Origin of the sequence: Streptomyces sp. NPDC014894 (genome assembly GCF_043080985.1) — a bacterium.
Classification (GTDB): domain Bacteria; phylum Actinomycetota; class Actinomycetes; order Streptomycetales; family Streptomycetaceae; genus Streptomyces.
Genome location: NZ_JBIBWD010000005.1, coordinates 493,081 through 518,780, shown reverse-complemented (window position 1 = coordinate 518,780; position 25,700 = coordinate 493,081). Strand labels below are relative to the sequence as shown.

The window sequence follows — 25,700 nt, the reverse complement described above, 5'->3', positions numbered from 1 at the left end:
GGCGGGTGGCGCGGGTGGGCCGGGCGGCGGCGGGTGCGGTGCTGAGAAATCGCGAGGCGGGGCTGTTTCTCGCCGGGGCGGTGGTGTCGGGCTTCGGCACCACCGCGATGTGGCTGGTGGCCGGGGTCTGGGTCAAGTCGCTGACCGGCTCGGACAGCCTGGCGGCGCTGACGGCGTTCGCGATGTGGCTGCCGCTGCTCTTCGCGCCGCTGCTGGGGACGCTCGCCGACCGGGTGCGCCGAGGACCGCTGCTGATCGGGGTCCGTCTCGCCACGGCGGTGCTGCTGCTGCCGCTGCTCGCGGTGGACTCGGCGGAGCGGGTGTGGATCCTCTTCGCGGTGCTGGTGCTGTACGGGGCGGGCGGGGTGATCCATGACGCGGCGGAGACGGCGCTGGTCCCCTCGGTGGTGGACCGGCGGCTGCTCGGCGACTTCAACGGGCTGCGGATGACCGCGAAGGAGGGGACGAAGCTGGTGGCCCCGCTCGTCGGGGCCGGGCTCTTCGTCCGTTTCGGGGGTGCGTCGGTGGCGCTGCTGGACGCGGCGTCGTTCGTGCTCGCGGCGGGGATCTGCGCCCTGACCCGGGTGCGTGAGCCGCGGCCGCGCCGCCCGGCCCGGACGCGGGGGCGGACCGCGGCGGGCGCGCGTTCGCTGTGGCGGTCCGCGGCGCTGCGGCCGCTGATCGCGGGCGGCGGGGCGACGATGCTGCTGGCCGGGCTCAACGGGGCGATGACCTTCGCGGTGGCGGACACGGTGCTGGACCGCTCCCCCGCCTTCGTGGGAGTGCTGTACACGGCCCAGGGCGTCGGTTCCGTCCTGGTCGGGCTGGTCGCCGGACCGCTGCTGCGGCGGCTGCCGGAGCGGACGTTCGCGGCGGCGGGGACCGCGCTCTTCGCGGTGGGGGTCGCGCTGCGCGCGCTGCCGTACGAGGGGGTGGCGCTGGTGTCCGGCGCGGCGGTCGGCGCGGGGCTCCCGTGCGTCCTGATCGCCGCGACGACCGCGGTGCAGCGGGAGACCGACGGCGCGGTCCTGGGCGGTGTGGCGGCGACGGCGAGCACCCTGCTGTACGCGCCCAACGCGGTGGCCCTCGCGGCCGGGGCGGGGCTGGTGACGGTGGTGGACGTACGGGTGCTGCTGGTGGCGGTGGGAGCGGCGGGGGCGGTGACGGCGGCGGGACTCCTCGGGCGGGGCGGCCGGGGCGCCGTTCGGCCGAACGGCGGGTCGCGGACCCGGGAGAAATCGGTAAGGGAACGGTAAAGCGCCTTCGCTCGTTACCCCTGGCATGACCGCTATGACCCCCGGCTCGAACATCCCTCTCTCCACCGCGCGCGTCGCGGTGGACGTCGCCGCACCGGTGCGGCTCGACGTGTCGGGCCTGCTGCTCACCGCCGACGGCAAGGTGCGCTCCGACGACGACTTCATCTTCTACAACCAGCCGGCGGGCCCCGGCGTCGCCTATCGCTCCGGCGGCGGCTCCGCCCCGGACGCGATCGTGGTGGACACCTCCGCCCTTCCGGCCGGCATCGAGAAGATCGTCGTCACCGCCAGTCCGGACGCCGCGGGGCAGACGTTCCAGGGCGTCGAGCCCACCGCCACCATCCGCAATGCCGACGACGGCAGCGTGCTCGCCACCTTCACCCCGCCGCGGCTCGGCGGCGAGACGGCGCTCGTCGTCGTGGAGATCTATCTGCGCAACGGCGCCTGGAAGGCCCGTGCGGTCGGCCAGGGCTATGCCAACGGGCTGGCGGGCATCGCCACCGACTTCGGCGTCTCGGTCGACGAGGAGCCCGCCGCGGCCCCCGCGCCCGTCGCGCCGCCCGCCGCCCCGGTCGCCCCGGCCGCGCCGCCGGTGGACCCGAGGGTGGCCGCGGCCCCGGCCGCGCCCGCCGCTCCGGCGGCTCCCCCGGCGCCCGCGCCCGGCGCCGGAAAGATCAATCTGGACAAGGGCCGTGTCAGCCTCCAGAAGAACCAGACGGTGTCGCTGGTCAAGGGCGGCCGCCCGCTGCTCTCCCAGGTCAAGATGGGCCTCGGCTGGGAGCCGGCGTATCGGGGCAAGGACATCGACCTCGACGCGTCGGTGATCGCCTACGGCCCGAACCGCAATCATCTGGACAGCTGCTACTTCGGCAAGCTGGCGATCCTGGGCGGCTCGATCAAGCACTCCGGCGACAATCTGACCGGCGAGGGCGCGGGCGACGACGAGGCGATCACCGTGGATCTCGGCCGGCTCCCGGCGGAGGCCACCGGTCTGGTCTTCACGGTGAACTCCTTCACCGGTCAGAAGTTCAGCGAGGTCGCCAAGGCCTACTGCCGGCTGCTGGACGCGGCCACCGGCGAGGAGCTGGTCCGCTTCGACCTCACCGGGGCCGAGCCGCAGACCGGGGTGATGATGGCGAAGCTGATCCGGCAGTTCTCGGGCGAGTGGGAGATGACCGCCATGGGCGAGTTCGTGAAGTCACGGACCGTGCGCGGCATGGTCAAGCCCGCGGCCAAGGCGCTCTGACAGAGCCGCCGGGGCCCGCTGCCCTCCATGCGGCAGTGGACCCCGGCGGGGGAGCGGTCCTCAGAGCTTGGCCAGTTTGGCGAAAGGGCTGAGGATTCTGCCCTTCCGCCCGGAGAAGTCGACGAGCACGGCGGCGTTGTCATTCTCGACCGCGATGACCCTTCCCAGGCCGAATTGATCGTGTGATACCCGGTCGCCCACCGCATACTGTTCGATCGGCGGGGCTGCCGGGTTGGTGCGGTTGAAGGGACTGGACGGCAGGTGGCGCCGGGATCCGGCTGACTTCGTCATTACTGGAAGTATGGTCTCTCCGAGCGCAAAGCGACAACGCCCGGGTGAGACCGTGGTCAGATCGCAACCGGACACAGGGCCGTCCGGAGTGCGGGAGCGCTCCCGCGAGCGCAACTGAACACCAGTTCAGAACGGCAGCTCAGAACAGCGCGCTGTAGGCGTTGAGCGCGGGCTGACCGCCGAGATGGGCGTAGAGCACGGTCGAATCCGGCGCGATCTCGCCACGGGTGACCAGGTCGATCATCCCGGCCATCGACTTCCCCTCGTACACCGGATCGGTGACCATGCCCTCCGTGCGGGCCGCGATCCGCATGGCCTCCAGCGTCGTCCCGTCCGGGATTCCGTAGACGCCCGCGTGGTAGCGCTCGTCCAGTTCGACGTCCGCCGCCCCGATCCCGCGCTCCACCCCAATGAGCGACGCGGTGTCCCGGGCGATACGGCCGATCTGTTCACGGGTGCGCTCCGGATCGGCCGAGGCGTCGACGCCGAGGACGCGCCGGGGCCGGGCGCCCGCCTCCTCCAGGGCGGCGAAACCGGCGATCATGCCGGCCTGGGTGCTGCCCGTGACCGAGCAGACCACGACGGTGTCGAAGAACACGCCGAGCGCCTCCTCCTGCTCGGCCACCTCGTACGCCCAGCGGGCGAAGCCGAGGCCGCCCAGCGGGTGGTCGGAGGCTCCGGCGGGGATGGCGTAGGGGCGGCCCCCGGACTCCTCGACCTCGCGCAGCGCCAGCTCCCAGCTCTCCTTGACGCCGATCCCGAAACCGGCCCGCACCAGCCGGACGTCCGCGCCCGCGAGCCTGCTGATCAGGATGTTGCCGACCTTGTCGTAGACCGCGTCCGGCCACTCCACCCAGCTCTCCTGGACCAGGACGCAGCCGAGCCCGGCGCGGGCGGCGACGGCCGCGACCTGGCGGGTGTGGTTCGACTGGACGCCGCCGATGGAGACGAGGGTGTCGCAGCCCCGGGCGAGGGCGTCGGCGACGAGGTACTCCAGCTTGCGGGTCTTGTTGCCGCCGAAGGCCAGCGGCGAGTTGCAGTCCTCGCGCTTGGCCCAGAGACTCGCGCCGCCGAGGCGTTCGGTCAGCCGGTCCAGACGGTGCACCGGGGAGGGACCGAACAGCAGCGGGTAGCGCTCGTACGACGAGATCGACACACTCGGCTCCTTCGGGTGGCGGCCGGCCGGCGGGATGGGCGGCCGGGGTCGTCAGGCTCTTCCGCCGGGCACGGCGCGGGGCTCGCGCGGCTCGTCCCGGTCTTCCGGGGCCTCCGGGTCCTGCTCGGAGTCAGAGGCGGAATCGGGCTCGGGCTCGGAATCGGGCTCGGAATCGGGCTCGGAATCGGGCTCGGGCTCGGGCTCGTCGTCGGCGAGGGCTTCGAGGGCGCTCCAGATCCGGGCGGTGATCCGGGCCGCCTCCTCGGCGTCCCCCGCCGCGCAGGCCTCGATCAGCCGGTCGTGCAGAGCGGCCGACTCCAGCGCGCTCGCCTCGGCGAACCGACGCCACTCCAGCCGCCGGATCAGCGGGGTGTGGCGGGCGATGGTGGCGGCGACGGCCCGGTTGCCGCCCACACGGACGAGCACGTCGTGCAGTTCGTCGTCGGCCGCCAGCGCCTCGCCGACGACACCGGTGCGGGTCGCCCGTACGAAACGGTCGTTGGCCTCGCGCATCGCGGCGACGTCCGCCGGGGTGAGCCGGGGCACGGCGGTGCGGGCCGCCAGCTCGTGCATGGCGCGCACCACCACGGCGGCCTCGCGCACCGCGCGCGGGTCCAGCCGGGTGACCCTCGTGTAGCTCTGCGGCTTGGTCTCCACGAGCCCCTCCTCGGCGAGACGGGCGAGCGCCTCGCGCACGGGGGCCCGGGAGAGACCGAGCGCCTCGGCGAGATCGGCGTCGCGCACCGGCTCGCCGGGCGGCAGCTCGCCGCACACGATCGCGTCGCGGATGGCGGCGTACGCCATGTCCCGCAGCAGAGTCCGCCCGACGGGCCGCAGTGCTCCCATGGGCTGAAATGTTAGATGTCAGCCCTGGGGAGCACAACGGTCGGGCCCGGCGCGGGTCGGCGGATCAGCGGGTCGGGAGGGTCGGCGCGTCCGCGCGCCGGCCGGTCGGCGGGCCGGTCAGTCCCGGTGGGAGTGCCGCCGCCAGGGCCCGGTGATCGCGAGCATGAGCCCCGGGCTCTGCATGTTCGCGTACAGGGTGCGGCCGTCGGGCGAGAAGACGACGCCGGTGAACTCGCTGTACTCCGGCTCCTGCTCGGTGCCGATGTTCCGCTCGTTGCGGGCTATGGGGTAGGTGCGGCCCCGGTCGGTCGCGCCGAAGAGATGCTGCGCGCCGTCCCCGTCCTCGGCGATGATCAGCCCGCCGTACGGGGAGACGGTGATGTTGTCGGGGCCGTCGTAGCCGCCGCCCCGGGTCGGGTCGTCGCTGACGCCGAGCAGCACCTTCAGGGTGAGGGTGCGCCGCCGGGGGTGGTAGAACCAGACCTGCCCGGAGTGGGGTCCGGGGCTGTCGGACCGGGCGTACGAGGAGACGAAGTAGGCGCCGCCGTCGCCCCACCACATGCCTTCGAGCTTGCGCCCCCGGGTGATGGCGCCGTCGGCGAACTGCTTCCGTACGGGGGTGGTGCGGGCGTCGCGGTCGGGGACGTCGGCCCAGTCCACGCCGTAGACCGTGCCGATCCTGGTGGCGCGGGAGAGGTCGTCGACGAAGCGGCCCCCGGAGTCGAAACAGCGGGGGGCCTGGAGCACGCCCGCGTCGTCGGCCAGTTCGCGCAGCCTGCCCCGGCCGTGGCGGAAGCCCTCCGGGGGGACCCAGCGGTAGAGGAGGCCGTGGGGGGCGCCGGCGTCCTCGGTGAGATAGGCGTGGCCGCGCGCGGGGTCGATGACGACGGCCTCGTGGGCGTAGCGGCCGAACGCCTTCACCGGGCGGGGGTCCTCGTTGGCGCGGCGGTCGTAGGGGTCGACCTCGAAGACATAGCCGTGGTCCTTGGTCATGCCGTTCTGCCCGGCCAGCTCCTCGGTCTCCTCGCAAGTGAGCCAGGTGCCCCAGGGGGTTCCGCCGCCCGCGCAGTTGGTGGAGGTCCCGGCGACGCCGACCCACTGGGCGACCTCGCCCCGGGGCCGCACCTCGACCACGGTGCAGCCGCCGGACGCGGCGGGGTCGTAGACCCGCCCCTCGGTCAGCGGCACCGGGTGACGCCAGCGGGAGCGCGCGCCCCGCAGCTCGTGGTTGGCGACGAGGAGGGTGACGCCCCGGGGGCCGGGGAAGGCGGCGGTGCCGTCGTGGTGGGACGGGGTGTACTCGCCGGACTCCAGCCGGGTCACTCCGCTGTGGGTGACGACGCGGTACGAGAAGCCCGCCGGCAGGGCGAGCAGGCCGTCGGGGTCGGGGAGCAGGGGGCCGTAGCCGGGGCCGTGATGGTGGTCGTCGTCGTCGCTTTCCGGGGCCGTCCCGGTGATGTCCTCGGCGGCGAGGGCTCCGGGGGCGGTGGCGAGTGCCGCGACGGTTCCGGTGAGGGCGATGCCCGCGCCGGCGAACGCGGACTGCCTGCTGAATTCTCTGCGGGTGAGCGGCATCGAGTCTCTCCTGAGGTACCTGGTGATCCTGAGGCGCACGAATGGCTCGGGGCCGGTGGGTGACCGGTGCCCTGGTTACCGTCGGGTGACGGTGAGCAAACGATTCCTCCCTCGCACGCAGGGTGTTTGAACACCGAAGGGGTGAAACTGGCCAGAGGGTGGCTTGAGTTGTGCGCCTCAACCCCTTCCGGGGCTCCGCCCCGGACCCGGCGCCTCAATCGCCGGCGGGGCCGCAAGTGGCGACCCGCGCCCGCTCGGACGGGAGCGAGGCCCCCTGCGGGTCCGAACACGGCCGGGCCAACGCCTGGATCCGGGCCGTGCCGAACTGCCCGCACCGCCCCCGTCATCGGGCGCGCCTCGGCGGACGCCGACCACGTCCGTCGCGAGCGCCCCACGCGGCCTCCCCCCACCCTCGCCGGTCCCTCACCGCCGACGAACCGCGTCCCCGCGACAGCCCTCCCCGCCGGAACGGAGGACGGAGCGAGCCGTCCCGCCTGCCCGGCGCGCGGACGAGGTCGTCCCACCCGGCTCGAACGAGGCACGGAGGCGGTCGGCGACAGGCCGACTCCACGGCTGCCGTCGGACGAGCCGCTCGTGCAGTGGGACGGGCCCGTCAGAGCGGGCGAGGGCGCGGCACGCGCCAGCGACGGGACGCCTCCGCAGACCCTGGCGAGCGGGTAAGGCGCGGGCCCCCAACGGGGCAAGCCGCGCCGCGCGAGCGTCAGTCGTGCCCGGCGTACCCCGCAGCGCGGGCCCGCTCGCACGGGCGGCGTCCCGATGCGGGGCCCGGCGCGCCTCGGCGGACGCACACCCCGACACAAGCCCACGGCCCCCCGAGCGCAGAGCCGCGCGAGCCGCAGCGGGACCGCGCCGCGCACCCCGGAAGGCGACCCGCCCGGTGCGGACGGGTCGTCCGGATACGGGCCGCTCAGGGGCGGCCCCTAGGGTACGAGCCCCCGTCCGGGGCGGCCGTCCGGCCGCCGGCCCCGACCGCGCCGGGTCCCCCGTCCCCCGTCCCCCGAGAGGCGAGGCCCCCCCTCAGGTCGGGTGGCGAAGCCCGCCGTTCAGGACGGGCGCTGGGAGCGGGCCTTGAAGGCGGCCTTGCGGGCCTCTTTGGCGGCGCGTTTGTCGGGGTGGAGGCGGCCCATGGCGTCGAGGACGTCGGCGGTGGCGGGGTGGTCGACGCGCCAGGCGGCGTCGAAGAAGCCGCTGTGGCGGCCCGTGAGCCCCTCGACGAGGCCGCGCAGCTCCTCCGACTCGCCCGCCGCGTCCAGCTGGGCGGCGAGGGTGTCGATCGACAGCCAGAAGATCATCGACTCCGGCGGCGGGGGCACGTCGGCGGCTCCGCGCTCGGCGAGCCAGACGCGGGCGAGCCCGCCCAGCTCCCGGTCGTCGAGGACGGCGCGGACCTCCGCCTCGGCCGGCGGGCCGACCAGGGACAGCGCCTGCTGGCAGAGCAGCCGCCGCAGCGGCCCGCCCTCGTCCGTGCCGCGGGCGGCCGCGAGCAGTTCGGCGGCGGCCGGGGCGGGCTCCCGCCGGGCCAGCCACAGCTCGGTCTCCGCGCGGGCGGTGTGCTCGGGGTAGCGGCCGAGCCCGTCGAGGAGGGCGTCCGCGCCCTTGTCGGCCAGCTCCCCCACCGCGGGAGCGTCGACCCCGGCCTCCAGCATCCGGGCCCGGATCCCGTAGAGCCCGAGCGGGGTGAGCCGGACCAGCCCGTACCGGGAGACGTCCTCGTCGTCCTCGACCGGCCCGCCGTCGCCGTCGGCGACCTCGGCCATGAGGGCCTCGTCCACCGGCTGGTAGTCGACCAGCCCGATCGGCTCCAGCAGCCGGAACTGGTCGTCGAGCCGCATCATCGCGTCCGAGACCTGCTCCAGCACATCGTCGGTGGGCTCGCCCATGTCGTCGGGGACGATCATGGAGGCGGCGAGCGCGGGCAGCGGCACGGGCTGCTCGGCCGCGCCCTCGTCGGCGACGGTCAGCAGATAGAGATTGCCGAGCACCCCGTCGAGGAACTCGGCCTCGGCCTCCGGGTCCCACTCCAGCATCCCGAGGTCGATCTCGCCGTCCTCGCCGATCGCGTCGGTGAGATCGTCGAGCAGCGGCGCGATGGCGTCCGCGTGCACGGCCTCCAGCGCCTCCAGCCAGATGCCGAGGACGTCCTGCGGGGAGCCGGAGGCGATCAGCGCGAGATTCTCCCCCGCGGTGACCGTGCCGTACTCGGAGTCCTCCGCCTCCGGGTCCCGGACGTCCACGAGCGCGGCGTCGACGGCGGTGCGCCACGCCTCACTGGCGACCGCCGGGCCGTCCTCGTCGTCCCCCAGACCCAGCTCCCGCGCCGCGGCGGGCAGTTGCTCCTCGGCCAGTTCGCCGCCCGCGCCGACCCGGGTCTCCGGGCCCGCCCAGCGGGCGAGCCGCACGGCCCTGGTCAGCAGGGGGGCGGCGAGCGCGTCCCGCGCCAGCTCCGCGTCCGAGCGCAGCCGTACGGGCGGCAGGGAGGGACCGTCTTGGGGCATCTGGCTGTTTCTCCTCGGGGCGTACGGGCGGGCCTGGTGCGGCCTCCGGTCGCTCTCCAGCGTAGACGTATTTCACCGGGTTTCGCCGCCCGTCCGGCGTTCCCCGGACACCCCCGGCACGGGCGTTCGAGGACGGCGGGCCGCGCCCGTGGACCGGGTCCGCCGCGCCGTCGTCCGCCGGACGTCCTCCGTACATCCGGAGGCTCTTGACAAGTCCACCGCCCAGCACCGAGATTGACGCGCGTAGAGCCGTCTTCGCGCCGACCGCGCGCGGAGCGCATGTCGCCCACCCCGTGGCCCGCCACCCGATCCCGGAGAACCCGATGCCTTCCTCCGCCGTACCGAGAACCGCCGCCCTCTCGGCCCTCGTCGCCGCCGCGCTCGCCGCCGGACTGCTCACCGGCTCCTCGGCGTCGGCCGACGCCGAGGACTCCGCCGGGGGCGCCGCCGCGACCGGCGTCCGGATCCACGACATCCAGGGCGCCACCCGGATCTCCCCGCTGGCCGGCCGGCCGGTCGCCGACGTGCCCGGCGTCGTCACGGGCGTACGGACCTACGGCTCCTCGCGCGGGTTCTGGTTCCAGGACCGCTCCCCCGACGCCGATCCGGCCACCAGCGAGGGCGTCTTCGTCTTCACCGGCTCCGGCTCCACCCCGCCGGTGAGGACCGGGGACGAGGTGCTGGTCTCCGGCACGGTGGCCGAGTTCGTGCCCGGCGGCGCGGCCTCCGGCAATCAGTCGCTGACGCAGATCACCCGCCCCTCGGTCACGGTGGTCTCCTCCGGCAACGCGCTGCCCGCCCCGGTCACCCTCTCCGCCCGGTCGGTGCCGTCCGCCTACGCCCCGGCCGGCGACCCCGCCGCGGGCGGCAGCGTGAACGCCCTCCCGCTGAAGCCGCGCGCCTACGCCCTGGACCTCTACGAGTCCCTGGAGGGCGTCAATGTCCGCGTCGGGACCTCCCGGGTCGTCGGCGCGACGGACGCGTTCTCCGCGCTGTGGGTGACGGTCAAGCCGTTCGAGAACCGGACCCCGCGCGGCGGCGCGCTCTACGGCTCGTACGACTCGCAGAACTCCGGCAGGCTCCAGATCCAGTCGCTGATCCCGCTCGCCGAGCAGCCCTTCCCCCAGGCGGATGTCGGCGATGTGCTCACCGGCGGCGCGGAGGGCCCCCTGGACTTCAACCAGTACGGCGGCTACACGCTGACCGCGCGGACCCTCGGCGCGCTGTCCGACCGGGGGCTGGAGGCCGAGCGGACCCGCCCGCAGCGCCGGGGCGAGCTGGCGGTCGCCACGTACAACGTGGAGAACCTGGACCCGTCGGACCCGCAGGAGAAGTTCGACGCCCTGGGCCGGGCGGTGGTGGAGAATCTGGCCTCGCCCGACATCCTGGCCCTGGAGGAGATCCAGGACGACAGCGGGGCGAGGAACGACGGCACGGTCGACGCCGGCGAGACGGTCCGGAAGTTCACCGAGGCGATCGTCGCGGCGGGCGGCCCGGCGTACGACTGGCGGTCCGTCTCGCCCGAGAACAACAAGGACGGCGGCCAGCCCGGGGGCAATATCCGCCAGGTCTTCCTCTTCAACCCGGAGCGGGTCTCCTTCACCGACCGGGCCGGCGGCGACGCCACCACGCCGACCGGTGTCGTACGGGAGCGGGGCCGGGCGGCCCTGACGCTCTCCCCGGGCCGGATCGACCCGGGGAACACCGCCTGGGAGTCCAGCCGCAAGCCGCTCGCGGGCGAGTTCAGCTTCCGGGGCCGCCCGGTCATCGTGATCGCGAACCACTTCGGCTCGAAGGGCGGCGACGAGGCGCTCACCTCGCACCGCCAGCCGCCGAACCGTTCCTCCGAGGTCCAGCGGGTGGCGCAGGCCCGGTCGGTGAACACCTTCGTCAAGGAGGTGCTGAAGACCGACCGGCGCGCGGACGTGCTGGTCGTCGGCGACATCAACGACTTCGAGTTCTCGGCGACGACCAAGGAGCTGACCACGGGCAGGGCGCTGTACGCGGCGGTCGAGTCGCTCCCCCGGGCGGATCGTTACTCCTATGTCTTCCAGGGCAACAGCCAGGTGCTCGACCAGATTCTGACCAGCCCGTCGATCGACGACTTCAGCTACGACAGCGTCCACATCAACGCGGAGTTCACGGACCAGAACAGCGACCACGACCCGCAGGTGCTGCGCTTCCGCCCGTAGCCCCCGCACCCCTCGGCGCGCGCCGCCCGTAGCCCCCGCACCCCTCGGCGCGCGCCGCCCGCAGCTCCCGCGCCCCCTCGGCGCGCGCCGGCCCTGGTCCCGGCCGGCGCGCGCCGCCTCAGCCGCCCGGGCGCAGACTCAGCCCGGGCGTGTAGCGGTTCACCCGCCGCGCGCGCACGCCGGGGTACTCCCGCACCCGGTCCCACTCCTTCGTCTTCGAGCCGATCCCGGCGCCCGGGGCCGCGAGGGCGGCGCGGTGGGCCTCGGCGGTCTCCCACTCCGCGTAGTTGAGCACCCGGATCCCGTCGGTCCCGAGGTGGAAGGAGCCGGAGATGCCCGCCTCGCGCGGCTCGCGCCCGCCGTCCGGCCCGGCCCCGCCGGCCGGCGGCGGGTCGGAGGCGATCGCGTCGAAGACCGTGTCCACCCAGTCCCGCTGCCGCAGCGGATCCGGCCCCTCGAACTCGACCTCGACGATCGCGATGGAGCCGGGCACCCGGGGATCGCCGGTCCCCGCGCCGCGGTACAGCTCGTACGAGTGGATGCCGACCCGCTCGATCCCGGGGACCGCGGCGTCGATCTCGGCGTTCTTCTCGTCCCGGTAGCGGGCGAAGAACTGCTGGTAGGCCTGCTCGTCGGCCCACTGCGAGTAGTGCAGCAGGGTATGGCCGTCCTCGCCGATGTGGACGGTGTAGGAGAGCAGCCCCACATCCGGCCAGTCGCGGGAGAGCCAGGCCCGGCCGATGGCCTCGACGGCGGCCCGCTGCCGCTCGGGCGTGCCCACGTCCCAGGTGGAGATCTTGACGACGCCCACCCCCGGACGGACGAGATCGGGGCGGGCGTCGGGCTGTGCGATCACGGGCTTGGACACGGTGACATCCCCTCGCTCGGTGCGCCCCTGCGGCGCGCCGTCGATCGACATCGTGAAACATCAAGCTCGCTTGAGGTCAAGAAGGATCATCAATCGTTCAGAGATGCTTGACCATCACCCCAAGAAGAACTAAGTAGACCTTCACGGCGGACGGGCCGAGACTCGAACCCATGACCACACCCCGCCCCTTCGGCCGAGTGCTCTGCGCCATGATCACCCCGTTCGCCGCCGGCGGTGAACCGGACCTCGACGCGGCCGCGCGCCTCGCGACCCGGCTGGTGGCGGAAGGCTGCGACGGGCTGGTGCTCAACGGCACCACGGGCGAATCGCCCACCACCTCCGACGCGGAGAAGACCGCGCTGGTGGCGGCGGTCCGGGAGGCCGTCGGCCCGGCGGTGCCCGTGGTGGCGGGCGTGGGCGGCCCGGACACCCGCCGCGCGGTGGAGCTGGCCGGCGCGGCCGAACGGGCGGGCGCGGACGGGCTGCTGGCGGTCACCCCGTACTACAGCCACCCGCCCCGGCGCGCCGTCGAGGCGCACTTCCGTACGCTCGCCGACGCCTCGGGGCTGCCGCTGATGCTCTACGACATCCCGGCGCGCGCCGGGGTCAGGATCGGGACGGAGACGCTGCTGCGGTTGGCGGAGCATCCGCGGATCGTGGCCGTGAAGGACTGCGCGGGGGATCTGCTCGCCTCGGCGCAGCTGATCGGGCGGACCTCGCTGGCGTACTACTCCGGCTGCGAGGAGCTGAATCTGCCGCTCTACGCGGTGGGCGGCGCGGGCTGTGTGAGCACGGTCGCCAATGTCGCGCCGGGCCCGCTGCGGGCCGTCCTGGACGCCTTCGACGCGGGTGACACCGGGCGGGCCGCGGAGCTGAACCGGCTGGTGCTGCCGCTGACCGAGCTGATGATGGCCTCGGGCCTGCCGGGCACGGTCACGGCGAAGGCCCTGCTGCGGGCTGGAGCGGTGCGCCCGCCGCTCCAGCCCGCCGACCGGGCGGAGGCCGACGGGCTGTTCAGGGCGTACGAGGAGCTGACGGCCCGCGCGGGCGGGCCCGGCGCGCTCGGGGCGGCGCCGGGCGGCCGCGGGTAGCCGTGGCCGGTCGTGACTAGTTGTGGCTGTGGAGGACGTCGTTCAGTCCGCCCCACACCGCGTTGTTCGGGCGGGCCTCGACCGCGCCCGTCACCGAGTTGCGGCGGAAGAGGATGTTGTTCGCGCCGGACAGCTCCCGGGCCTTGACGATCTCCCCGTCCGGCAGCGTGATCCGGGTGCCCGCCGTGACGTAGAGCCCGGCCTCGACCACGCACTCGTCGCCGAGCGCGATGCCGACCCCGGCCTCCGCGCCGACCAGGCAGCGCTCGCCGATCGAGATGATCACATTGCCGCCGCCGGAGAGCGTGCCCATCGTGGACGCGCCGCCGCCGATGTCGGAGCCGTCGCCGACGACGACCCCGGCGGAGATCCGGCCCTCGACCATGGAGGTGCCGAGGGTGCCGGCGTTGAAGTTGACGAAGCCCTCGTGCATCACGGTGGTGCCCTCGGCGAGGTGCGCGCCGAGGCGGACGCGGTCGGCGTCGGCGATGCGCACGCCCTTGGGGACCACGTAGTCCGTCATCCGGGGGAACTTGTCGATGCTGGTCACGGCGAGGTGCAGTCCCTCGGCGCGGGCGTTGAGCCGGACCGTCTCGATGTCGTCCACGGCGACCGGGCCGATCGAGGTCCAGGCGACATTGGCGAGCAGGCCGAAGACGCCGTCGAGGCTCTGGCCGTGCGGCCGGACCAGACGGTGCGAGAGCAGGTGCAGCCGGAGGTAGGCGTCGTGCGCGTCGAGCGGCTTCTCCTCCAGCGAGGAGATGACCGTACGGACGGCGACGACCTCGACGCCGCGGCGGGCGTCCGGGCCGATCGCCTGGGCGGCTCCCGCGCCGAGAAGTTCGGCGGCCCGCTCGGGGGCGAGCCGCTCGGTCCCGGCGGGTCCGGGCTCGGCCACGAGCTCGGGGGCGGGGAACCAGGTGTCGAGAACGGTGCCGTCGGCACTCAGCGTCGCGAGTCCGGCGGCGACGGCGCCGGTGGTACGGGGAGCGGTGGTATCGGTCATGGGGAGAACCTAACGCGGCCCGCGCCCCGGGAGCGAACCGGTCTCACCGGCCCCGGCCGGGGCTCTTCCTCACCCCAGGATCCGGGCCAGCATCCGGCGCGCGTCCTCCTCGTCGTACGGCGCGTCGGTGAGCAGGACCTGGAGGCAGATGCCGTCCATGAGCGCGACCAGCGCCCTGGCGGTGGCCGCGTCGGTGCGGTGGGCCAGGGCGTCCACGATGCCCTGGGTCCACTCGGCGGCGACGGGGCGCAGGGCGGGGCGGCGCAGGGCCGCGAGATACAGCTCGTACTCCAGCTCGACGCGGGGGCGGTCCCCGGTCAGCCAGCGGCCCATCACCCGGGCCAGTTCGGCGGCGACGTCGGCGTCGGGTCCCGCGAGCGCGTCGCCGTCGACGACGGCCGCGGCGAAGTTCTCGTTCGACTGGCGCAGCGCCGCGTCCAGCAGCTCGTCCAGCGAGGAGAAGTGGTACGTGGTGGAGCCCAGCGGCACATCGGCCTCGGCGGCCACGGTGCGGTGGCTGAGCCCGCCGATCCCGGCGCGCCCCACGACCCGGATGGCGGCGTCGATGATGCGCTGCCGCCGCTCGGGGTCGTAGCGGCGGGCCATCAGTGGGCGCCTCCCATGTTGAGCACCACGACCCCGGCGATCACCAGCGCGATGCCGGCGAATTTGGCGAGGCTGGCGGTCTCGCCGAGGAAGAGCATGCCGATCGAGGCGACGGCGGCGGTGCCGGCTCCGGCCCAGATGGCGTAGGCCGTGCCGACCGAGAGCGTCTTGAGCGTCTGCGCCAGCAGCGTGAAGGCGAGCAGATAGCCGGCGACGGTCAGGAGCGAGGGCCAGAGCCTGGTGAATCCCTCGCTGTACTTCATGGCCGTGGTTCCGGCGACCTCTGCCGCTATCGCCGCGGCGAGTAGTCCGTATCCCATGTGTACAAGTGTACACATGGATGCGTACGAGCGTACACATCGGCGGTACGGGCCGTCCCCGGGCGGGGATGCCGTACGCCGGGGGCGGCCCGGGGCGGTCGTGCCCAGGCACGGGGTCCGGTTCGCCCGGAGCGGCAGCGGCGGCGGGGGCCTGAGCGGCCCGCCGCCGCTGTCCGCGCGGTCACCCGGTCATGCGGTCATGCGGTCACCCGGGCGGTCCGACGGCCGGTCAGGAGGTGTACCTGTCGCCGAACCTGCCGTTCGCGGCGACGGTGCCGAGGGCGCCGGGGCCGTAGACGAAGGAGCCGGCGGAGGTGAGGCCGGACGCGGTGGCCGGGAGCCACCAGACGGAGCCGGCGTTGAGGTTCTCGCCGAGGGCGGAGACCGCCAGGTCCTTCTTCCCGTCCTTGTTCCCGTCGATCAGCTTGACCTTGGAACCGAAGGCGTCGTTCACCTCGGCCGTGCCGGGGACGCCCGCGCTGTCCTGGGTGAGGGTCTTGGAGCCGGTCCCGGTCGGCCCGGTCGCGCCGCCGGGCAGGGTGATCAGCGCGCCCGCGCCCACGGTGTTGCCGAGGGCCTCGCCCGGCACGCCCACCGCGACGTCCTCGTACCCGTCGCCGTCGATGTCGCCGACCGCGACGTCGGCGCCGAAGGAGTCGTTCACCTCGTCGGTGCCGGGGACGCCGGGGCTCTCCTGGTGGAACACGGCGGCCGCGGACCCGTTCGGTCCGGCCGCCGAGCCCGGGATGTGGGCGAGCTGGCCGCCGAGGATCCCCGGCGTGGTGCCCGTTCCCGGCGCCGGCCTGCCGACGACGATGTCCTCGAAGCCGTCCTTGTTCACATCGCCGACGTCGAGGGAGCCTCCCCGGTGTCCGCCCGCGACGTCCTCCCGCTGCCCGAGACCGGCGGCCGAACCCTTCCACAGCAGGGGCCGGAAGTTCTGCTGCGAGGCGTCGTGATCCGCCCCCAGAGCCACGAGATCGGCGAATCCGTCGCCGTTCACATCGCCGGCCGTCACATCCTCGAAGCTCTGGACGACGCCGTCGGGTTCGACGTGCGTTCTGCGCGCCGGTGTGCCGTTCGCCTGGAGGGGCCCGTGGTCGAGCGAGACATTGCCGTCCATGTACGCCTCCGCCAGATCCTGGCGGCCGTCGCCGTCGAAGTCCCCGGTCGCCAGGGCGCTCGGGGTGGCCGTCGTCTTCATGACGGCGGCCGCGCCGCGTCCGAGACCCGCCGCGCTGCCCCAGATCAGCGTCTTGGTGCCCAGGTACTCGATACCGGCCGAGGACCGGTCGGCGATGACGGCCAGATCGGTGTAGCCGTCGCCGTTGAGGTCGGCGGCGGCGAGGGACGCTCCGAAGGCGCTGTACGCGGTGGCCGCGCCCGGTATCCCGCCCGCACCCTGCCTCAGGACCTGCTTGCTCGACGTCTGCGGGCCGGAGGCCGAGCCGTAGAGCACCGAGACATAGCCCGCCGCCGTCCTGCCGTCGACGGTGGCGCGCGGCGCGGCGACGACGAGGTCCTGGTAGCCGTCGCCGTTGAAGTCGTCCTGCGGCTTCGCGACGGATTTCGCGGCCGGGGCCGCCGCCTGGTGGGCGGGGCCGGCGAAGGCGGCCGGGGCGGTCAGGGAACCGGCGACCGCGACGGCGGAGAGCAGGACCAGGGCGCGGGGGAGACTGCGGGAAAGAATCAAGGGAACCTCGGGATCACTGGCGTGAACAGGACGTTCCCAAAGATCACAGAAAGACCGCATCGCCGGAACCCTCCGCGCCCGGTGATGATCGGCGCCCCTGGGCCCCGGCCCGGCGGCCCCGCGGTCCGCCGGGCATCTCCGCGTGATGGTCCCGGCGCGGCCGCACGCCGAAAGGCCGAAGGCCGGCCGGGCCGGACGGACGACAGAACGGCCGCACCCGCCGGGAACCCCGGTGGACACGGCCGCCGCGCGGCGCCCCGCGACCGGCTCTCGGGCCGGTCGCGGGCGCCGGTGCTCAGACGTTGAAGCCCAGCGCCCTCAGCTGCTCGCGCCCATCGTCAGTGATCTTGTCCGGACCCCACGGGGGCATCCAGACCCAGTTGATCTTCAGCTCGTTGACGATGCCGTCCGTCGCCGACTTGGCCTGGTCCTCGATCACATCGGTCAGCGGACACGCCGCCGACGTCAGGGTCATGTCCAGTGTCGCGACATTGGAGTCGTCGACGTGGATCCCGTAGATCAGACCGAGGTTGACCACGTCGATCCCCAGCTCGGGGTCGACCACGTCGTAGAGGGCCTCGCGGACCTCTTCCTCCGAGGCCGGCTTCAGCGCCGCTCCCGCGTTCTCCGTCATGCCGTCTTCCTCTCAGCGCCGTCACCCAGAGCCTGGGCGGTCGCGTCCTTCCACGCCATCCAGCTCAACAGCGCGCACTTCACCCGGGCCGGGTACTTGGAGACGCCGGCGAACGCGACCGCGTCCTCCAGCACCTCCTCCATCGCGTCGTCGGGCTCGATCTGACCCCGAGACTGCATCAGCTCCAGGAAGGTCGCCTGGATCTTCTGCGCCTCGGCCAGCTCCTTGCCGACCAGCAGCTCATTGAGGACCGACGCACTGGCCTGGCTGATCGAGCAGCCCTGGCCGTCGTAGGACACGTCCTCGACCACCGAGCCGTCGTACTTCACACGCAGGGTGATCTCGTCGCCACACGTCGGATTGACGTGGTGCACCTCGGCGTCGCCGTCCCGCAGACCGCGCCCGTGAGGGTGCTTGTAGTGGTCGAGGATGACGTCCTGGTACATCGAATCAAGCTTCACAGGGGCTCCGCTCTACCCGAAGAATTGACGGACGTGCTCCAGCCCGTCGACCAGCGCGTCGACCTCGCCGGGCGTGGAGTACAGATAGAACGACGCCCGCGTGGTCGCAGGAATTCCGTACCGCAGACAGACCGGCCGCGCGCAGTGGTGGCCGACCCGGACCGCGATGCCCTGTTCGTCCAGGACCTGGCCCACGTCGTGCGGGTGGATGTCTCCCAGGGTGAAGGAGATCGCGGCGCCCCGGTCCTCGGCCGAGACCGGGCCGATGATCCGCAGGTCGGGCACCTCCAGGAGGCGCTTCACCGCGTACTCGGTGATCGCGTGCTCATGGGCGGCGATCTTCTCCATGCCGATGGAGTTGAGGTAGTCGACCGCCGCGCCGAGGCCCACGGCCTGGGCGATCGGCGGCGTACCGGCCTCGAACTTGTGCGGCGCGGGCGCGTAGGTGGAGGAGTTCATCGAAACGGTCTCGATCATCTCGCCGCCGCCGAGGAACGGCGGGAGGTCCTCCAGCAGCTCCTGCCGGCCCCAGAGCACGCCGATGCCGGTCGGACCGCACATCTTGTGGCCGGTGAAGGCCACGAAGTCCGCCTGGAGCGCCTGGACGTCCATCGGGGCGTGCGGGGCCGCCTGCGAGGCGTCGATCAGGACCAGCGCGCCGACCTGCTGGGCCCGGCGCACGATCGCCTCGACGGGGTTGACCGTGCCGAGGATGTTGGAGACCAGCACAAAGGAGACGATCTTCGTCTTCTCGGTGATGATCTCCTCGATGTTGGAGAGGTCGAGCCGGCCGTCGTCGGTCAGGCCGAACCACTTCAGCTTCGCGCCGGTGCGCTGCGCGAGCAGCTGCCACGGAACGATGTTGGAGTGGTGCTCCATCTCGGTGATGACGATCTCGGTGTCCCGGTCCACCCGGTAGGGCTCGTCGGCCCAGCCCAGCATGTTCGCGACCAGGTTCAGCGACTCCGAGGCGTTCTTGGTGAAGATCACCTCGTCGCGGCTGGGCGCGTTGATGAAGGCCGCCACCTTGTCCCGGGCGCCCTCGTACAGCGCCGTGGCCTCGTCGGCCAGGACATGGATCCCGCGGTGGACATTGGCGTGGTGCTGCTCGTAGTAGCCGCTGAGCGCGTCGATGACCTGACGCGGCTTCTGCGAGCTGGCCGCGCTGTCCAGGTAGACAAGCTTCTTGTCACCGTGGATGACCCGGTCGAGGATCGGGAAATCCTTGCGGATCGCCTCGGTGTCGAGGAGGCCGGTGAGCCCCTGCCGGGCGTCGGTCACTGGGATGCGCCACCCTTCACGTAGGACTCGTAGCCCTCCGCCTCCAGCTTGTCGGCCAGCTCGGGACCGCCGGACTCGGCGATCCGGCCGCCCGCGAAGACATGCACGTGGTCGGGCTTGATGTAGCGCAGGATCCGGGTGTAGTGGGTGATCAGCAGGGTGCCGACCTCGCCGGACTCACGGACCCGGTTGACGCCCTCGGAGACGATCCGCAGCGCGTCCACGTCGAGGCCGGAGTCGGTCTCGTCCAGGATCGCGACCTTCGGGCGGAGCAGCTCCAGCTGAAGGATCTCGTGGCGCTTCTTCTCGCCGCCGGAGAAGCCCTCGTTCACATTGCGCTCGGCGAAGGCGGGGTCCATGTTGAGGCGCTCCATGGCCTCGCGGACCTCCTTCACCCACGTGCGCAGCTTGGGGGCCTCGCCGCGGATCGCGGTGGCGGAGGTGCGCAGGAAGTTGGAGACCGAGACGCCCGGGACCTCGACGGGGTACTGCATGGCGAGGAAGAGGCCGGCGCGGGCCCGCTCGTCCACGCTCATCTCCAGGACGTCCTCGCCGTCCAGGCTCACCTGGCCACCGGTGATCGTGTACTTGGGGTGGCCGGCGAGGGAGTACGCCAGGGTGGACTTGCCGGAGCCGTTGGGGCCCATGATGGCGTGGGTCTCGCCCTGCTTCACGGTCAGGTCGACGCCCTTGAGGATCTCCCGGGGGCCGTTCTCGGCCTCGACGGAGACGTGCAGGTCGCGGATTTCAAGCGTTGCCATGGGTGACTCAGGACTCCTGGGTGACGGAGACGAGCACATCGTCCCCTTCGATCTGTACGGGGTATACGGGGACGGGCCGCGTCGCGGGCAGTCCGGACGGCTTGCCGGTGCGGAGGTCGAAGGCGGAGCCGTGGAGCCAGCACTCGATCTGGCAGTCCTCCACCTCGCCCTCCGACAGCGAGACATTGGCGTGCGAGCAGATGTCGTGGATCGCGAAGACTTCGCCCTCGGTGCGGACGACCGAAACGGGGACGCCGTCGAGCTCCACCCGCTTGGGGGTGTCGTCCTCCAGCTCGCTCAGGCCACAGGCACGGACGAAACTCATGCGACCGACGCCTCCAGCTCTTCCTCGATCTTGCCGAGGAGACGCTCCTCGACGTCCGGCAGACCGATCTGCTGGACCAGCTCGGCGAAGAATCCGCGGACGACGAGACGGCGGGCGTCCTGCTCCGGGATGCCGCGGGCCATCAGATAGAAGAGCTGCTCGTCGTCGAAGCGGCCGGTGGCCGAGGCGTGCCCGGCGCCGACGATCTCGCCGGTCTCGATCTCCAGGTTCGGCACCGAGTCGACCCGCGCGCCGTCGGTGAGGACGAGGTTGCGGTTCATCTCGTAGGTGTCGGTGCCTTCGGCCATCACCCGGATCAGTACGTCGCCGATCCACACCGCGTGGGCGTTCTCGCCCTGGAGCGCGCCCTTGTAGACCGCGTTCGACTTGTTGTGCGGGTTGTTGTGGTCGACCAGGAGGCGGTGCTCCTGGTGCTGGCCGCGGTCGGTGAAGTAGAGGCCGAACAGCTCGGCCTCGCCGCCGGTGGCCGCGTAGGAGACCCGCGGGTGCAGCCGGACCAGGTCGCCGCCGAAGGTGACGATGACGGACTTGAAGGAGGCGTCCCGGCCGATCAGCGCGTTGTGCTGGGCGACGTGGACGGCCTTGTCGTCCCAGTCCTGGACGGAGACCACGGTGAGCTTGGCGCCGTCGCCGAGGAGGTAGTCGACATTGCCGGCGAGGACGGCGTCGCCGGTGTGGTCGATGACCACGACGGCTTCGGCGAACGCGCCCAGCTCGACGACCTGGTGGGCGAAGGAGACCCCGCCCTCGCCGTGCACGGAGATCCGGATCGGCTCGCTGAGGACGGTCTCCTTGGGCACGGTCACGACCGACGCCTGCTCGAAGGAGGTGTACGCCTGGGCTGCGACGCGGTCCACGGGGGTGCCGGCCCTGCCGAGGCGGGCGTCGTCCCGGCCGACGGTCTCGACGACGACCCCGGCGGGGGCGTCGATGGCGACCTTGACGCCGCCGGTGGCGACGGCGGTGCCGTCGTGGAGGCCGGCGAGCCGCTCCAGCGGGGTGAAGCGCCACTCCTCCTCACGGCCGTGCGGGACCGGGAAGTCCGCCACGTCGAAGGACGGGGGCGCACTCATTCGGGTGGCGACGGTCGATTCGGCGGCCACCGCGATCGCGCCGGCGGTGGTGGATCCCGCCGGAATGTTCTGAGCCTCAGCCATGGCTGTCGTCGTGCTCTCTCTCTGCCTTCTGGGTCAAGAATTCAGTCGCTGGCGGGGCAGGCGCTGTCGCCCGCCCCGCGGGGTGCGGCCGGGGTCAGCCGACCGAACCCTCCATCTGCAGCTCGATCAGCCGGTTCAGCTCCAGCGCGTACTCCATCGGCAGTTCCTTGGCGATCGGCTCGACGAAGCCGCGGACGATCATCGCCATGGCCTCGAACTCGGTCATGCCCCGGCTCATCAGATAGAAGAGCTGGTCCTCGGAGACCTTGGAGACGGTCGCCTCGTGACCCATGGAGACGTCGTCCTCGCGGACGTCGACATAGGGGTAGGTGTCCGAGCGGGAGATCGTGTCGACCAGCAGGGCGTCGCAGAGCACATTCGACTTGGAGCCGGGCGCGCCCTCGCCGATCTCGATCAGACCGCGGTAGGAGGTGCGGCCGCCGCCTCGCGCCACCGACTTGGAGACGATGTTCGAGGAGGTGTTGGGGGCCATGTGCACCATCTTGGCGCCGGCGTCCTGGTGCTGGCCCTCGCCGGCGAAGGCGATGGACAGGGTCTCGCCGCGGGCGTGCTCGCCCATCAGGTAGACGGCCGGGTACTTCATGGTCACCTTGGAGCCGATGTTGCCGTCGACCCACTCCATGGTCGCGCCCTCGTAGGCGACGGCGCGCTTGGTGACCAGGTTGTAGACGTTGTTCGACCAGTTCTGGATCGTCGTGTAGCGGCAGCGGCCGCCCTTCTTGACGATGATCTCCACGACCGCGCTGTGCAGCGAGTCGGAGGAGTAGATCGGCGCGGTGCAGCCCTCGACGTAGTGGACGTAGGCGTCCTCGTCCACGATGATCAGCGTCCGCTCGAACTGGCCCATGTTCTCCGTGTTGATACGGAAGTAGGCCTGGAGCGGGATGTCGACGTGGACGCCCTTGGGCACGTAGATGAACGAGCCGCCGGACCAGACCGCCGTGTTCAGCGAGGCGAACTTGTTGTCGCCGACCGGGATGACGGTGCCGAAGTACTCCTGGAAGAGCTCGGGGTGCTCCTTCAGCGCGGTGTCGGTGTCGAGGAAGATGACGCCCTGCTCCTCCAGGTCCTCACGGATCTGGTGGTAGACGACCTCCGACTCGTACTGCGCGGCGACGCCGGCGACGAGGCGCTGCTTCTCCGCCTCGGGGATGCCGAGCTTGTCGTACGTGTTCTTGATGTCCTCGGGCAGGTCCTCCCAGGAGGCCGCCTGCTTCTCCGTGGAGCGCACGAAGTACTTGATGTTGTCGAAGTCGATGCCCGACAGGTCCGAGCCCCAGCTGGGCATGGGCTTCTTGTCGAACAGCCGCAGGCCCTTGAGACGCAGCTTCAGCATCCACTCCGGCTCGTTCTTCTTCCCCGAGATGTCGCGGACGACGTCCTCGGAGAGGCCGCGCTTGGCGGCGGCGCCTGCCGCGTCGGAGTCGGCCCAGCCGAATTCGTACGTGCCCAGCCCCTCCAGTTCGGGGTGGGCAGTCTCCGTGGGGAGAGTCATGCGGGGTTCCTCCCGGCCGTGCTTGCAGATGCTGATGGTGTGGTGGTGCTGCGCGGAATGAACGTCGTGCACACTCCGTCGCCGTGAGCGATGGTGGCCAGACGCTGCACATGGGTCCCGAGCAGGCGGGAGAAGATCTCCGTCTCCGCCTCGCACAGCTGCGGGTACTGCTCGGCGACGTGTGCGACCGGGCAGTGGTGCTGGCAGAGCTGCTCGCCCTGCTGGGGGGTGGGGGCGCTGCGAGCCGTAGCAGCGTACCCGTCCTCGCTCAGGGCCCTCGCCAGAGCTTCGGTGCGCTCCTCGGGAGGCGCGGCCTCGACCGCTGCGCGGTAGGGGCCGGCCTGGGTCTCGGCGCGGGCCCGGGCGAAGGCGGCGACGGCCTTCTCGCCGGCGGCCCCGCCGCCCGCGGACCGTTCGATCCAGCGGAGGGCGTCGACGGCCAGCGAGTCGTACGACTGGTCGAAGGCGTCCCGGCCGCAGGCGGTCAGGGCGAAGACCTTGGCCGGCCTGCCCCGGGTGCGGGCTCCGTAGATCCGCTGCTCACGGGCTTCGACGACATTCTCGGCGACGAGCGTGTCGAGATGGCGGCGGACGGCGGCCTGGGTGAGTCCGAGGCGGGCGGCGAGATCGGCGACCGTGGACGGACCGTGGTCCAGGACGGAGCGCGCGACCCGGTTGCGCGTCGAATGATCGGCGCGCGATCCGGTCGCGAGTTCCTCCCGAGGACCCTCGCCGACGTTTTTCACAACACCATTGTTGCGTAATTCCCGGAGCAGTGACAACCGTCGTCCACCCCTCGGCGCGGTGCGCTTCGTCACTTAGGGTTACCTAATGAAGGGCACCCTTTGTTATCCCTCATATCGCCTCTGAGCAGGCATTTTATAGGCACTGTCGATATCGGCGGCGATCAGGGGATCCCACCCGGGGCTGTCCGGAACAGCCCCGGGAAGACGGCCGGAAGTCCCGTCCCCCTCGGCCGTACGGGGAGAAAAGCACGGGACCGGCGGCCCCGGCGGACCGGGAACCGACCCCGTTCCGGGGCGCTCGGGGGCTCGCCCCGAGCGCGCGCGAGGCGCCCGGGGGCCGCGCTCCGAGCCCCCCGAGCGCCCGCCTAGACTTCCCGGCATGCTTAGTGAGCCCGTCGTCCGGATCCGGGGCCTGGTCAAGCGGTACGGATCGAAGACCGCCGTCGACGGCCTCGATCTCGACGTCGCCCACGGCCGGGTGACCGCCGTACTCGGCCCCAACGGAGCCGGCAAGACCACCACCGTCGAGGTCTGCGAGGGCTACCGCCGCGCGGACGCCGGGACCGTACGCGTCCTCGGCCTCGACCCGGTCGCCGACGCCCCCCGGCTGCGCGCCCGCATCGGCGTGATGCTCCAGTCCGGCGGCGTCTACTCGGGGGCCCGCGCCACCGAGATGCTCCGCCACATGGCCAGACTCCACGCCCACCCGCTGGACGTGGACGACCTCGTCGAACGGCTCGGCCTCGACAGCTGCGGACGCACCTCCTACCGCCGGCTCTCCGGCGGCCAGCAGCAGCGGCTCGCGCTGGCGATGGCCGTCGTCGGCCGCCCCGAGCTGCTCTTCCTCGACGAGCCCACCGCCGGACTCGACCCCCAGGCCCGCCGCGCCACCTGGGACCTGGTGCGCGAACTGCGCTCCGACGGCGTCTCCACGATCCTCACCACCCACTTCATGGACGAGGCCGAGGAACTGGCCGACGACGTCGCGATCATCGACGCCGGCCGGGTCATCGCCCGGGGCAGCCCGGAGCAGCTGTGCCGCGGCGGCGCCGAGAACACCCTGCGCTTCACCGGCCGGCCCGGGCTCGATGTGAACTCCCTGCTCAAGGCCCTCCCCGACGGCACCGAGGCGACCGAGCCGACCCCGGGCACCTATCGGATAGCGGGCCGGGTGGATCCGCTGCTGCTGGCCACCGTCACCTCCTGGTGCGCCCAGCACGGCGTCATGCCGGACGGCATCTCGGTCGAACGGCACACCCTGGAAGACGTCTTCCTCGAACTGACCGGCAAGGAGCTGCGCCGATGAGCGCCGGGACCTACGCCCCCAAGCCCGGAGCGGCTCCGCTCGGCCGCATGATCGCGGCGCAGACCGCGTTCGAGACGAGGATGCTGCTGCGCAACGGCGAACAGCTGCTGCTCACCGTCGTCATCCCCTCCCTCGTCCTGGTCCTGTTCTCCACCGTCGACATCATCGACACCGGCGCCGGCGACCCCGTCGACTTCCTCGCGCCCGGGGTGCTCGCCCTCGCGGTGATGTCCACCGCCTTCACCGGCCAGGCCATCGCCACCGGTTTCGAGCGGCGGTACGGAGTCCTCAAGCGGCTCGGCGCCTCCCCGCTCCCCCGCTGGGCCCTGATGTGCGCCAAGACGCTCTCCGTCCTGGTCACCGAGCTGATCCAGATCGCCCTGCTCACCGTGATCGCCCTCGCGCTCGGCTGGTCCCCGGACGGCGATCCGTTCTCCGTACTGCTGCTGCTCCTCCTCGGCACCGCCGCCTTCAGCGGTCTGGGGCTGCTGATGGCCGGCACCCTGCGGGCCGAGGCGACGCTGGCCGCCGCCAATCTGGTCTTCCTGCTGCTGCTGGTGGGCGGCGGGGTGATGGTGCCGCTGGAGAAGTTCCCGGACGGGGTGGAGTCGGCGCTCGCGCTGCTGCCGATCTCCGCGCTCTCCGAGGGACTGCGGGACGTCCTGCGGGACGGCGCCGCGCTCCCCCTGCGCGAGCTGGGCATCCTCGCCGTCTGGGCCGTGCTCGGCCTCGGCGCGGCGGGCCGCTTCTTCCGCTGGGAGTAGCCGCCCGCCCGCCGCACCGCTCCGGGCTCCTCGCGTCCCCGGTCTTCCGCCGCACCCGTCCCGCAC

Annotated in this window: 24 protein-coding genes; 6 read left to right on the top strand and 18 right to left on the bottom strand. The window is 72.5% G+C overall.

Features of this window, described 5'->3' with window-relative positions:
* The first annotated feature begins 5 nt into the window (after nt 1-5).
* Both ACF089_RS15890 and ACF089_RS15885 read left to right on the top strand, forming a co-directional pair.
* Nucleotides 6-1,256 (top strand): MFS transporter, encoded by a 1,251-nt coding sequence (locus ACF089_RS15890; protein WP_392026412.1) that lies wholly within the window; start codon nt 6-8, stop codon nt 1,254-1,256.
* 25 nt (nt 1,257-1,281) lie between these two features.
* Nucleotides 1,282-2,502 (top strand): TerD family protein, encoded by a 1,221-nt coding sequence (locus tag ACF089_RS15885; protein WP_392026411.1) that lies wholly within the window; start codon nt 1,282-1,284, stop codon nt 2,500-2,502.
* A gap of 60 nt (nt 2,503-2,562) precedes the next feature.
* Here ACF089_RS15885 and ACF089_RS15880 read toward each other — a convergent pair whose 3' ends face one another.
* From ACF089_RS15880 to ACF089_RS15860, 5 genes are all read right to left on the bottom strand, one after another.
* On the bottom strand, nt 2,563-2,793 hold the full coding sequence (locus ACF089_RS15880; RefSeq protein ID WP_392026410.1) for a hypothetical protein: 231 nt from the start codon (nt 2,791-2,793) through the stop codon (nt 2,563-2,565).
* A gap of 139 nt (nt 2,794-2,932) precedes the next feature.
* Entirely contained in the window at nt 2,933-3,949 is a 1,017-nt protein-coding gene (locus ACF089_RS15875) for a 1-aminocyclopropane-1-carboxylate deaminase (RefSeq protein WP_392026408.1), read from the bottom strand.
* Between the two features lie 51 nt (nt 3,950-4,000).
* On the bottom strand, nt 4,001-4,795 hold the full coding sequence (locus ACF089_RS15870) for a GntR family transcriptional regulator (RefSeq protein WP_392026407.1): 795 nt from the start codon (nt 4,793-4,795) through the stop codon (nt 4,001-4,003).
* Between the two features lie 117 nt (nt 4,796-4,912).
* Nucleotides 4,913-6,370: an alkaline phosphatase PhoX gene (locus ACF089_RS15865; protein WP_392026406.1), complete on the bottom strand. Its 1,458-nt coding sequence runs from the start codon at nt 6,368-6,370 to the stop codon at nt 4,913-4,915.
* Between the two features lie 1,064 nt (nt 6,371-7,434).
* Complete coding sequence (locus ACF089_RS15860; protein ID WP_392026405.1) at nt 7,435-8,886, bottom strand: hypothetical protein; 1,452 nt, start codon at nt 8,884-8,886, stop codon at nt 7,435-7,437.
* Nucleotides 8,887-9,209: 323 nt separating this feature from the next.
* Here ACF089_RS15860 and ACF089_RS15855 point away from each other — a divergent pair, with 323 nt between their 5' ends.
* Nucleotides 9,210-11,078, top strand: coding sequence for an endonuclease/exonuclease/phosphatase family protein (locus ACF089_RS15855; RefSeq protein WP_392026403.1), 1,869 nt, complete (start codon nt 9,210-9,212; stop codon nt 11,076-11,078).
* 118 nt (nt 11,079-11,196) lie between these two features.
* Here ACF089_RS15855 and ACF089_RS15850 read toward each other — a convergent pair whose 3' ends face one another.
* Entirely contained in the window at nt 11,197-11,946 is a 750-nt protein-coding gene (locus tag ACF089_RS15850; RefSeq protein WP_392026402.1) for an antibiotic biosynthesis monooxygenase, read from the bottom strand.
* A 170-nt stretch (nt 11,947-12,116) separates the two neighbouring features.
* Here ACF089_RS15850 and dapA point away from each other — a divergent pair, with 170 nt between their 5' ends.
* On the top strand, nt 12,117-13,037 hold the full coding sequence (gene dapA, locus ACF089_RS15845; protein WP_392026400.1) for a 4-hydroxy-tetrahydrodipicolinate synthase: 921 nt from the start codon (nt 12,117-12,119) through the stop codon (nt 13,035-13,037).
* 16 nt (nt 13,038-13,053) lie between these two features.
* Here the strand turns inward: dapA and dapD are convergent, their stop codons facing one another.
* The 12 genes from dapD to ACF089_RS15785 all read right to left on the bottom strand — a co-directional run bounded on the left by dapD (nt 13,054) and on the right by ACF089_RS15785 (nt 23,564).
* Nucleotides 13,054-14,043, bottom strand: a complete 990-nt coding sequence (gene dapD / locus ACF089_RS15840) for a 2,3,4,5-tetrahydropyridine-2,6-dicarboxylate N-succinyltransferase (protein WP_392026399.1) — start codon at nt 14,041-14,043, stop codon at nt 13,054-13,056.
* Between the two features lie 69 nt (nt 14,044-14,112).
* On the bottom strand, nt 14,113-14,649 hold the full coding sequence (locus tag ACF089_RS15835; protein WP_392026397.1) for a TetR/AcrR family transcriptional regulator: 537 nt from the start codon (nt 14,647-14,649) through the stop codon (nt 14,113-14,115).
* Nucleotides 14,649-14,969 carry a DMT family transporter gene (locus ACF089_RS15830; protein WP_392026395.1) on the bottom strand — a complete coding sequence of 107 codons (321 nt, stop codon included), beginning with the start codon at nt 14,967-14,969 and terminating at the stop codon, nt 14,649-14,651. Before ACF089_RS15830 ends, ACF089_RS15835 begins: the two co-directional genes overlap by 1 nt.
* A gap of 229 nt (nt 14,970-15,198) precedes the next feature.
* Nucleotides 15,199-16,662 carry an FG-GAP and VCBS repeat-containing protein gene (locus tag ACF089_RS15825; protein WP_392026394.1) on the bottom strand — a complete coding sequence of 488 codons (1,464 nt, stop codon included), beginning with the start codon at nt 16,660-16,662 and terminating at the stop codon, nt 15,199-15,201.
* 295 nt (nt 16,663-16,957) lie between these two features.
* Nucleotides 16,958-17,296: a metal-sulfur cluster assembly factor gene (locus ACF089_RS15820; protein WP_392026392.1), complete on the bottom strand. Its 339-nt coding sequence runs from the start codon at nt 17,294-17,296 to the stop codon at nt 16,958-16,960.
* Nucleotides 17,293-17,757, bottom strand: coding sequence for a Fe-S cluster assembly sulfur transfer protein SufU (gene sufU / locus ACF089_RS15815; RefSeq protein ID WP_392026390.1), 465 nt, complete (start codon nt 17,755-17,757; stop codon nt 17,293-17,295). The genes ACF089_RS15820 and sufU overlap by 4 nt, the downstream gene beginning before the upstream one ends.
* Nucleotides 17,758-17,769: 12 nt before the next feature.
* Complete coding sequence (locus tag ACF089_RS15810) at nt 17,770-19,038, bottom strand: cysteine desulfurase (protein WP_392026389.1); 1,269 nt, start codon at nt 19,036-19,038, stop codon at nt 17,770-17,772.
* The gene (sufC, locus tag ACF089_RS15805) at nt 19,035-19,799 is read right to left on the bottom strand and encodes a Fe-S cluster assembly ATPase SufC (protein ID WP_392026387.1); all 765 of its coding nucleotides are present in this window, start codon (nt 19,797-19,799) and stop codon (nt 19,035-19,037) included. Before sufC ends, ACF089_RS15810 begins: the two co-directional genes overlap by 4 nt.
* A 7-nt stretch (nt 19,800-19,806) precedes the next feature.
* The gene (locus ACF089_RS15800; RefSeq protein ID WP_392026386.1) at nt 19,807-20,124 is read right to left on the bottom strand and encodes a non-heme iron oxygenase ferredoxin subunit; all 318 of its coding nucleotides are present in this window, start codon (nt 20,122-20,124) and stop codon (nt 19,807-19,809) included.
* Complete coding sequence (gene sufD / locus ACF089_RS15795; RefSeq protein ID WP_392026385.1) at nt 20,121-21,302, bottom strand: Fe-S cluster assembly protein SufD; 1,182 nt, start codon at nt 21,300-21,302, stop codon at nt 20,121-20,123. The genes ACF089_RS15800 and sufD overlap by 4 nt, the downstream gene beginning before the upstream one ends.
* Before the next feature lie 94 nt (nt 21,303-21,396).
* Nucleotides 21,397-22,818, bottom strand: a complete 1,422-nt coding sequence (gene sufB, locus ACF089_RS15790; protein WP_392026384.1) for a Fe-S cluster assembly protein SufB — start codon at nt 22,816-22,818, stop codon at nt 21,397-21,399.
* The gene (locus ACF089_RS15785) at nt 22,815-23,564 is read right to left on the bottom strand and encodes a helix-turn-helix transcriptional regulator (RefSeq protein WP_392026382.1); all 750 of its coding nucleotides are present in this window, start codon (nt 23,562-23,564) and stop codon (nt 22,815-22,817) included. Before ACF089_RS15785 ends, sufB begins: the two co-directional genes overlap by 4 nt.
* A 379-nt stretch (nt 23,565-23,943) precedes the next feature.
* Between ACF089_RS15785 and ACF089_RS15780 the strand changes: the two genes are divergently transcribed.
* Together ACF089_RS15780 and ACF089_RS15775 are read left to right on the top strand one after the other, a co-directional pair.
* The gene (locus ACF089_RS15780) at nt 23,944-24,870 is read left to right on the top strand and encodes an ABC transporter ATP-binding protein (protein WP_392026381.1); all 927 of its coding nucleotides are present in this window, start codon (nt 23,944-23,946) and stop codon (nt 24,868-24,870) included.
* Nucleotides 24,867-25,634 carry an ABC transporter permease gene (locus tag ACF089_RS15775; protein ID WP_392026380.1) on the top strand — a complete coding sequence of 256 codons (768 nt, stop codon included), beginning with the start codon at nt 24,867-24,869 and terminating at the stop codon, nt 25,632-25,634. Before ACF089_RS15780 ends, ACF089_RS15775 begins: the two co-directional genes overlap by 4 nt.
* Nucleotides 25,635-25,700 lie beyond the last annotated feature (66 nt).